Below are 9,069 nucleotides of genomic sequence, written 5' to 3'. Positions count from 1 at the left end.
GCGCGGGCCGAGGGTGGGGTGGGGTTAGGCCGGGATGTGGGCTGGGGTGGCGATGTGGGATACGGCGGCGTCGATGACGTCGGGGTCGTGCAGGATGCGGCGGTGGCGCAGGCCGTTGGTGGTCATGAGATGCGCGCCGGGCCATGCGGCGGCTATGGCTTCGCCGTCGGCGTAGTGAGTTTGCTTGTCCTCGCGGTCGTGCACGACGAGGAGGGACGGCAGGGGCGTCGGATGCGTGCGGGCTCTGGAGGGTACCGAAAAGTCAAGCATGCGGCGACCGACGCGAAGCTCAAGCCGGCGCAGAAAGCCGTTGCGGATTTTCTCCCCGAAGCCAAAGGTTTTCGCGAACTCGACGGTGTACGGCATGGGGTCGGCCAAGGGCGAGATGAATACGGCACGCGACACGGGCAGGCCGTCGAGCACGGCGAGGGCAGCGGCGCTGGCGCCGAGTGAGTGGGCGATGATGCCGTGCGCCGGGCCGGCGACCGCGACGACCGCGGCAAGGGCGTCGGAAAACTCGGGCAGCAGGCCGCGGCCGGGACCGAATGCACCCGGCGCGGAGTCACCGTGGCTGGGCGCATCGAACGTCACGACCCGATGTCCGGTCCAAAGTAGAGGGTGAACGAAGCCGTCGAGTTGCGCCCGGCGGCCGCCCCAGCCGTGCATGAGGTACACGATGGGGCCCTCGCCCCAGGCCTCGGCCGCGACGTCGCGCCCGTTGAGGCGCACAGTGAATCGCTCGCCTGGCTGCTCGGCTCGTTCGGCCCGACTGGGTGGGACGTAGCACCACATCCGCTCGGTCAGGACGGCGCCCGGCCCGGGTGCGACGGCTTCGAAGGTGCGGAAGATGGGTCGAATGGCACGAACGATCGTGCTTTTTTGGAACGCCACTGCGCTCATCTCCTCCGTGAAGTGAAACCTAGATCCGGACGTCCCGGATCAAGCGATCGAACGCGCGCCGCACGCGCGTCTCGGCCATGGGATCGCCCATCAGGCGATAGGCGTGGAAGAAGCCCAGCATCATGCTGTCGAGCTCGAACGCGAACTGGTCGGCATCGGAGTCGGGCTTGAACCGGCCCTCGGTGATGCCCGTGCGGAACATCTGCGCGATCGACTCCATCAGGTCGGTGTGGTCGCGCACCAGTTGATCGCGCACCGCGCCCGGCTGGTCGTCGAACTCGGTGGACGCCGACACGAACAGGCACCCGGGCGCCGAATCGCGCGCGGTCGCCAGCCAGTGCTCGAACAGCGCGCGCAGACGCGGCTCACCGCGCGGCGCCGACAGCGCGGGCCGGACCACCTGATCGGTGAACGACTCCCGCGCGAACGCAAGCACCTGCAGCTGCAGCGCCTCCTTGGACCGGAAGTGGCCGAACAGCCCGCTCTTGGACAGCTCGACCTCATTGGCCAGGGAGCCGATGGTCAGGCCGGACAGCCCGAGCCGGCTGGCGACCTCGACCGCCCGCTCCAGCACCGCCTGCCGTGTGGACTCCCCCTTGCTCACACGATCACGATACGCACGACCGTGCTTTATTGACAAGCGGGTACCTAGCGGGTCCGCGACCGGCACGCCGGGCTGCCCGGTGTCGATCCGCGGTTGGCCTGCCCGAGACCGCTGAGCACGGAATGCTCCAGCGACACGGGCTCCACCCCCGGGAACAGGAAGCGCAGGCGATAACGCGGGATCTCCTGGCTGGTGGGGCACAGATCCTGGGCCTCGATCAGGTCGTTGTCGATGTAGCGCACCTGCCCGCTCTCCTCCAGCACGACCATGTGCACGTCGTCGGTCGTGATGACGTGGCCGCGCACGTACTCGACCGAGTCCTCCGGCCCGCCGATCACGGTCACGGTCAGCGGCAGCACGGGCGTGGTCACCAACGGCAGCGCCGCCCACAGCAGCATCGCGACACCCAGCAGCGGCGCGCCGATCGCGAACGGCCGTACCGCACGCGGCCGCAGCGGGCCCGCGATGAACACCGCGAGCACGGCCGGCCCGGCCAGCAGCAGCACGGCCATCGCGCGGGTGCTCGGGTCGGGCAGGCGGAACGCCTCCACCAACGTCTGTCCAATCACGACCCCATAGAGCGCCAGGCATACCAGCGCGACCCAGACCCGCCGCGGCGTCAGCTGATAGGCCGCACACAGCGCGAGCAGGAGGAGTGGCAGGTAGATCAGTTGCCACGTGAACGCGGCGATTACGAAGCTGCCGAGCTTGACCCACGACGGCGCCTGTTCGGCCCAGCGCGCGAGCCAGGCGCGCGCTGCGGTCTCGCCGCTCGCGCCTAGCATGCCTCCGATGGCGAGGGCCGCGACGAACATCGCGGACACGAGCCAGCTGCCGGTCGCGACCAGCGCGGCCACGAGGTTGATCGGATCGACGTGCTCGACGAGCAGCAGCGTGGTCTGCAGTTCGCCGCCCGCCTCGATCCACAGCCGCAGCACGGACAGCAGGACGGGTGCCCCGATGGCGACGGTCCAGAACCCGGTGTTGTCCCGCTCGGTCGTCATCTGCGCTGATCGTCGTCGTGATCGCGCAGGACCGGGTACCCGGGAAAGAGCGGTGGTTGTTGTTTCGGTCCGAGTACCACCTGCAGGTTGGCGTCGTAGGCGGCCTGCCACTGGCTCCGGTCGCCGAGGTCCAGCTGCTTCTTGAGGTAGTGCGCGACGAGGCCCTCCAGATAGGGGTCGTCCAGCGGCAGGCCGACGCCCAGCGGCTCGGTGTCGGAGAACGGCATGTCCACCTTCGCGAACTCGGGGAAGCGGTGCACGCGCCCCGCGATGGCCACGTCGTCGGTGCAGTGCGCGTCGTAGGTCCCGTTGCGCACGCCCTCGGCACATTCGGCGCCCTTGGCCAGCAGTGAGTGCGGCACCCCGTACTTGGTGAGCACCTCGGCCGACGTCGACCCGCCCGTGGTGCACACCTTCACCTGCTTCAGCTGATCGATGGTCTTGATTTTGTCCTGGTCCGTCCGGCGGATCATGATTTCCGGGGTGGTGAGGAAGTACGGCCCGGCGAATCGCACCAGCTTGCGCCGCTCATCGGTGACCGTGAAGTCGGCGACCACGAGATGGACCTCCCCGCTCTGCAGGGCACTGATCCGCTTCTCGGTCGTGAGCCGGATGAACTGGTAGCTCTCCGGGCGGGTGAAGCCGAGCTGGTGCGCGAGAAGCGTGGCGATCTGCACCTCGAACCCGGTCCACTTGTCGGTGGCCTGGTCGTGCTCGCTCATCAGGGGCAGCTGGTCCTGCACGCCGATGCGCAGGACCCGCTCCCGGTCGGCCTTGGCCAAAGTCGGGGACTTGGCCCGGTATTCGTCCACGGTGGGACCCGTCGGCACGCAAGCGGCCGACGCCGCGATCAGCGCGACGCTGAGGAAGGCGGACAGCGTCGTCAGTCGGGAACGGGTAGCGGACACGTCGCATACTGTAGCGGTACGTGTCTATCTCGCTATTTGTTCGCGATGAAGATCGCGGTGCCGGGGATGATGCGGCCGCGGAGGGGACTCCAGCCGCCCCAGATCTTCTCGTTGTCGTCGGGCCACTCGGGCTCCACCAGGTCGACAAGGGTCAGGCCGGCCGCGTTGAGCGCGCGCACCCAGTCGCCAAGGGTTCGATGATGTTCGACATATGTAGGCACCCCCCGGTCGTCCTCCTCCACGTAGGCGCGCCGGTCGAAGTACGAGTGCACGGCGTACAGGCCGGCCTCGGTCGGGTCGTCGAGGAAGCACCAGCGCAGCGGATGGGTCACCGAGAAGACCAGCCGCCCGCCGGGCTTAAGCACCCGGGCGATTTCGGTCAGCACGGTCGTTACCTCCGCGACGAACGGCAGCGCGCCGTAGGACGAGCACACCAGGTCGAATACGCTGTCAGCGAACGGCAGGTGCTGGGCGTCGGCCTGAACAACCGGGAGCGCCACGCCGGTTTTGGCGTCCAGCATGCGCGAGTGGTCGAGCTGGCGTTTGGACAGCTCCAGGCCTATGGCGTGGGCGCCACGGGTAAGGAGCCAGCGCCCGCACTGGCCCGCTCCGCAGCCGATTTCGAGCACGCGCCGGCCCGCCACGTTGCCGAGCAGGCCGATCTTGGCCTCGTCGATGCCCTCGGGACCCCACACGAAGCCGGCGTCGCCCAGGAACTCGCCGTGTTCTGCCTGGTAGGCGTCTGCCGCGCCGTCCCACCAGCGGCGGTTGGCGCGGGCGCTCTCGATGTCGGACGCGTTTCGGCGAAGGACCTGGGAGGTGTCTGCTGGGTACTGCATTGACCGAGGATATGGGCGCGTTTGGAGAGGACCGTCACTACCGGGGTGGGGTTGCGCCATGTGGTAATAGGCACGGTAAGCTGTCATTCGGCGTTCGTGGGTTTAGCGGTTCTCGGCAGGGAGTAGATCCGTCAGTAGGCATGCGGACGTCCCTAGGAGTCAGCACGACGCCATTCAACCGGAGCAACTGTCCACATGACGAGCAGCATCGAGACCACCTCGAGCGCCCCCAAGGTCACTGTCGACGATCTCGGCTCGGAGGAGGCTTTCCTCGCCGCGATCGACGAGACCATCAAGTACTTCAATGACGGCGATATCGTCGAAGGCACCGTCGTCAAGGTCGATCGGGATGAGGTCCTGCTCGACATCGGCTACAAGACCGAGGGTGTCATTCCTTCGCGCGAGTTGTCGATCAAGCATGACGTGGACCCTGCCGAGGTTGTCACTGTCGGAGATCACATTGAGGCCCTGGTTCTCCAGAAGGAGGACAAGGAGGGTCGGCTGATCCTGTCCAAGAAGCGCGCGCAATACGAGCGGGCGTGGGGCACGATCGAGAAGATCAAGGAAGACGACGGCGTTGTCCGTGGTTCGGTCATCGAGGTCGTCAAGGGCGGTCTCATCCTCGACATCGGGCTGCGCGGCTTCCTGCCGGCGTCGCTGGTGGAGATGCGCCGGGTGCGCGACCTGCAGCCATATGTGGGCCGCGAGCTCGAGGCGAAGATCATCGAGCTGGACAAGAACCGCAACAACGTGGTGCTGTCCCGCCGGGCCTACCTGGAGCAGACCCAGTCCGAGGTGCGCACCGAGTTCCTGCACAAGCTGCAGAAGGGCCAGGTCCGCAAGGGCGTCGTGTCCTCCATCGTCAACTTCGGCGCGTTCGTCGACCTCGGTGGGGTCGACGGCCTGGTGCACGTGTCCGAGCTGTCCTGGAAGCACATCGATCACCCGTCCGAGGTGGTCGAGGTCGGCACCGAGGTCGAGGTCGAGGTCCTGGATGTGGATCTGGACCGCGAGCGGGTGTCGCTGTCGCTGAAGGCCACGCAGGAAGACCCGTGGCGCCAGTTCGCCCGCACCCACGCGATCACGCAGATCGTGCCGGGCAAGGTGACCAAGCTGGTGCCGTTCGGCGCGTTCGTGCGGGTCGAGGATGGCATCGAGGGCCTCGTGCACATCTCCGAGCTGGCCGAGCGCCACGTGGAGATCCCGGAGCAGGTGGTGCAGGTCGGGTCGGATGTGATGGTCAAGGTCATCGACATCGACCTGGAGCGCCGCCGGATCTCGCTGTCGCTCAAGCAGGCCAACGAGGGCTTCGTCGAGGGCGAGGAGCACTTCGACCCGACGCTGTACGGCATGGCCGCCACGTATGACGAGCAGGGCAACTACATTTACCCCGAGGGTTTCGACCCGGAGACGGGCGAGTGGCTCGAGGGCTACGAGGCGCAGCGCGAGCAGTGGGAGAAGCAATACGCCGAGGCTCGCGCCCGCTGGGAGGCGCACACCAAGCAGGTGCAGACCTCGCGCGCGGCCGACGCCGCGGCGACGGATGCGCCCGCGGGCGGTGCGGCGCAGGCTCCCGCGACCGAGAAGAAGGCCGAGGAGCCCAGTGGCACCCTGGCCACCGACGAGGCGCTTGCCGCACTGCGGGAGAAGCTGGCCGGCGGCCAGTGATCTGACCTACGGAGCCGTTTTCACCGCGAAGCGGCGAAAACACGCACTGGGCGGCATGCTCGGTGTGGCCCACGCCTTAGCGCGGAAGTTAAGAGCCCGGTCCCGTGAGGGGCCGGGCTCCTTCATGCTGTCAGAACATGCCGAGCACGACGGCTGCGCCTGCGGCCGCGTGGTAGCCGCTGAACATGAGCAGGAAGAGGGCGAAGCCGCCCGCCAGGCCCATGGCCAGCTGCGATCCGGCGATGCGGCGGGCGGCGCGGCGCAGGTGGCGGGCCGGGCGGCGCTTGCGCGGGTAGCCCTGCTCGATGGTGCGCAAGCGATACGGGGTCAGGCCCGGTGTGCCGTGGCGGTGCTTCATGAGCTCGCACTTTACGAGTGTTTTGTCCGAATGTGGGCGAGGCGCGCTCACGGGCTCATGGCCAGGAAAATGAACGCGGCCAGGATCGCCAGATGCACGCCGCCCTGCAGCAGGGTGGCGCGCCCCGGCACGATGGTCAGCACGCCGACGACCACCGTCAGGGCCAGCAGGACCATGTGGACCGCGCCGAGGCCGAGCACGAGCGGGCCCGAAAGCCAGATCGAGGCGACCGCGATGGCCGGGATGGTCAGGCCGATGCTGGCCATCGCCGAGCCGAGCGCCAGGTTGATGCTGGTCTGGATCCGGTCGCGGCGCGCGGCACGAAGTGCCGCTAGCGTTTCGGGCAGCAGTACGAGAAGCGCGATGACGACGCCGACGACGGAGTGGGGCAGGCCCGCGTCGGCCACGCCCGACTCGATCACGGGCGAGACCAGTTTGGCGTCGCCGACGACGGCGATGAGCGCGAGCACGAGCATGACCAGGCTGATCGTGGTGGCCCGGTTGGTGGGCGGCGCGGCGTGCTCCTCCTGCTCGATGACCACACCCTCGGTGGTGATCGGCATGAAGTAGTCGCGGTGGCGGCGGGTCTGCGTGAACACGAACAGCACATAGAGGCCGAGCGAGGCGAGGGCGGCGAAGGTCAGCTGGGCGGGGGAGAACTCGGGTCCGGGCTTGCTGGTGGTGAACGTGGGCAGGACCAGGCTGAGTGTGGCGAGCGTCGTCACGGTGGCGAAGGCGGCGCCGGTACCTTCAGCATTGAAAACGGCGACACGACGGCGCAGGGAGCCGAGCAGGAGCGAAAGGCCCAGGATGCCATTGCATGTGATCATCACTGCGGCGAAGACGGTATCGCGCGCCAGAGACTGGTATTTGGCGTGGTCGCCGACCATCAGGGTGACGATCAGGCCGACCTCGATGACCGTGACCGCGACCGCGAGCAGCAGCGATCCGAAGGGTTCGCCGACGCGATGAGCGATCACCTCGGCGTGATGCACGGCGGCGAGAACCGAACCGGCGAGCAGCAGCGCGATGATCACGAGGATCGGGGTGGGCAGATCCCGACCCCAGGCCAGGGCGAGGGCGATGGCGGCGACGACCGGGATGATGACCATGAACCGATGCTATGGTTCGCGACGTGCGGTGGGTGGGATTGACGGGCGGGATCGGCTCGGGCAAGAGCGCCGTGGCGCGGCGGCTGGCGGAGCTGGGCGCGGTGGTCATCGACTCGGATCGGTTGGCGCGTGAGGTGGTCGAGCCGGGGACGGACGGGTTCGCCGACGTTGTCGCGGCGTTCGGGGAAGAGGTCGTCGGGCCGGACGGATCGCTTGACCGGGCGGCGCTCGGGCGGCGCGTCTTCGGGGACGACGCGGCCCGCAAGCGGCTGGAGGCAATCATCCATCCTCGGGTGCGGCAGCGTCTATTGGAAATGGCGGCCGCGGCGCCGCTCGACAAGGTCGTGATCAACGATGTGCCGTTGCTGGTCGAGGCGGGGCTGGCCGATCAGTACGAGGCGGTGATCGTGGTGTTCGCCAGCGAGGAGACGCGGATCGCGCGGCTCATGCGCGATCGCGGCATGACCGAGGCGGAGGCGCGGGCGCGGATCGCGGCCCAGGCGACCGACGAGCAGCGGCACGCGGTCGCCGACTTCGAAATCGTGAACGAGGGGACGTTGGCCGAGTTGGAGTCCAAAGTAGACAAATTGTGGGTTTCGTTACGAGACTGATGCGGGCAGGCTCGGGATCTTGGAGGTTGGGGTGAGGTCCAGCTGTGCGAGGCCGCCGGTCGCGGTGCGGGATTCGAGACGGCGCAGCACGCCCGCGTTGTCGAGCCAGTAGCGCAGGCCGGCCGTGCCCTCGCCCCACTGGTGCTCAACGGGATTCGGCAGCTCGAAAACGCCTACCGGATCGTCGCCGATCATGTCGAGACGCAGCATGCGGGCCATGCTCTTGAGGCGTGTCACGTCGTCGCGCTGGTTGGAGGCGAGGGTCAGGGCCGCGAAGAGAATGATCTCCAGGTCGGTGATCTCCTGGGAGGCGCTCAGCTCCGACCAACTTGAGGTTTCCCAATTTTTCATGGGGGGTACCGGCAGAGTCTCCGGTGCGCTTCCTTCGTCCACTTTGCGCAGCGAGACGCCCTTGGCAGTGGTGTGAACGAAGGTGTCCTTTGTGGAGTCGTCGTGGTCGTGCACGGACAGGTAGAAAATGCTGCGCTGCCAGTCGAGCCAGCCTTGGGCGGTGCGGAGGGTGCCGGGCATGGCGGGCAGCGTGAGCTTGACGGTGGCATACCTGGCTTGGAAGTTTCGTTGGCGCATAAGCGAAAGCAGGTCTGCTTCGATGTCGTTCACGTCGCGGGGCGAGTTGTCGCGCCCGCCGAGCGCGGCGACGGCGGTGAAATCCTGGTATTCGTCGCGCAGGAACTCGATGGTGGCGGGCATGTCGGTGCCGAGCAGTGCTTCCATCCTGCGCAGGCGTCCGTCGCCGTCGAGCCAGTAGCCGACCGCGCCTCCTTGGGCGTCGAGCGAGCCTGGAGAGCTTCGCGGGCCCGGTGACGGCGGCGTTTCCTTCTCCGGGAACACGGCCGGGCCCAGGAACACGTCGACGTCTGTGCCGTGGGCCTTGTCCTTGCGGATCCATTGCGTGCTCAGCTTGCGGAGGAGGTCGGCGCTGTCCGGCTTTTCGTGGGCGATCAGGAACAGGAACGCGATCAGGTTGTCCAGCGCGGGCGCGTCCTTCTCGGCGAGGTTCAGGGGGCGGACCCGCCAGCCGTCGGGCGGGGGTTGGGGTGGGGG

General features: G+C 67.8%; 9 protein-coding genes and 1 pseudogene. 2 read left to right on the top strand and 8 right to left on the bottom strand.

Translation table 11 applies throughout. The features are described from left to right. Positions 1-24: 24 nt before the first annotated feature. The 5 genes from DM816_RS37325 to DM816_RS37305 are packed head-to-tail and all read right to left on the bottom strand — an operon-like array spanning position 25 to position 4,255. A complete protein-coding gene (locus DM816_RS37325; protein ID WP_117215224.1) occupies positions 25-900 on the bottom strand; it encodes an alpha/beta fold hydrolase in 876 nt (291 codons plus the stop codon). Between the two features lie 19 nt (positions 901-919). Next, complete coding sequence (locus tag DM816_RS44960) at positions 920-1,504, bottom strand: TetR/AcrR family transcriptional regulator (RefSeq protein WP_117215223.1); 585 nt, start codon at positions 1,502-1,504, stop codon at positions 920-922. A gap of 44 nt (positions 1,505-1,548) precedes the next feature. Beyond that, positions 1,549-2,508, bottom strand: a complete 960-nt coding sequence (locus DM816_RS44955; protein WP_117215222.1) for a hypothetical protein — start codon at positions 2,506-2,508, stop codon at positions 1,549-1,551. Beyond that, complete coding sequence (locus DM816_RS37310) at positions 2,505-3,416, bottom strand: transporter substrate-binding domain-containing protein (RefSeq protein WP_117215221.1); 912 nt, start codon at positions 3,414-3,416, stop codon at positions 2,505-2,507. Before DM816_RS37310 ends, DM816_RS44955 begins: the two co-directional genes overlap by 4 nt. 32 nt (positions 3,417-3,448) lie before the next feature. Next, positions 3,449-4,255 carry a class I SAM-dependent methyltransferase gene (locus tag DM816_RS37305; RefSeq protein ID WP_162908228.1) on the bottom strand — a complete coding sequence of 269 codons (807 nt, stop codon included), beginning with the start codon at positions 4,253-4,255 and terminating at the stop codon, positions 3,449-3,451. A gap of 195 nt (positions 4,256-4,450) precedes the next feature. On the opposite strand from DM816_RS37305, the gene rpsA reads away from it, so the two are divergent. Then, entirely contained in the window at positions 4,451-5,923 is a 1,473-nt protein-coding gene (gene rpsA / locus DM816_RS37300) for a 30S ribosomal protein S1 (RefSeq protein WP_117215219.1), read from the top strand. A gap of 130 nt (positions 5,924-6,053) precedes the next feature. Here the strand turns inward: rpsA and DM816_RS37295 are convergent, their stop codons facing one another. Then, complete coding sequence (locus tag DM816_RS37295; RefSeq protein ID WP_117215218.1) at positions 6,054-6,281, bottom strand: hypothetical protein; 228 nt, start codon at positions 6,279-6,281, stop codon at positions 6,054-6,056. 47 nt (positions 6,282-6,328) lie between these two features. Continuing rightward, complete coding sequence (locus DM816_RS37290; protein ID WP_117215217.1) at positions 6,329-7,393, bottom strand: calcium:cation antiporter; 1,065 nt, start codon at positions 7,391-7,393, stop codon at positions 6,329-6,331. Positions 7,394-7,416: 23 nt separating this feature from the next. Here DM816_RS37290 and coaE point away from each other — a divergent pair. Further along, positions 7,417-7,986 (top strand): annotated as a pseudogene (gene coaE / locus DM816_RS37285) (dephospho-CoA kinase); the annotation flags it as partial. Positions 7,987-7,992: 6 nt separating this feature from the next. Here coaE and DM816_RS37280 read toward each other — a convergent pair. Further along, a partial coding sequence (locus DM816_RS37280; RefSeq protein ID WP_425455324.1) for a hypothetical protein occupies positions 7,993-9,069 on the bottom strand: 1,077 nt, incomplete at its 5' end.

Origin of the sequence: Allorhizocola rhizosphaerae (assembly GCF_003426775.1) — a bacterium.
Lineage (GTDB): Bacteria > Actinomycetota > Actinomycetes > Mycobacteriales > Micromonosporaceae > Allorhizocola > Allorhizocola rhizosphaerae.
Note: the sequence above shows the minus strand (reverse complement) of the source record. Positions and strands in the feature narration are given on the sequence as shown.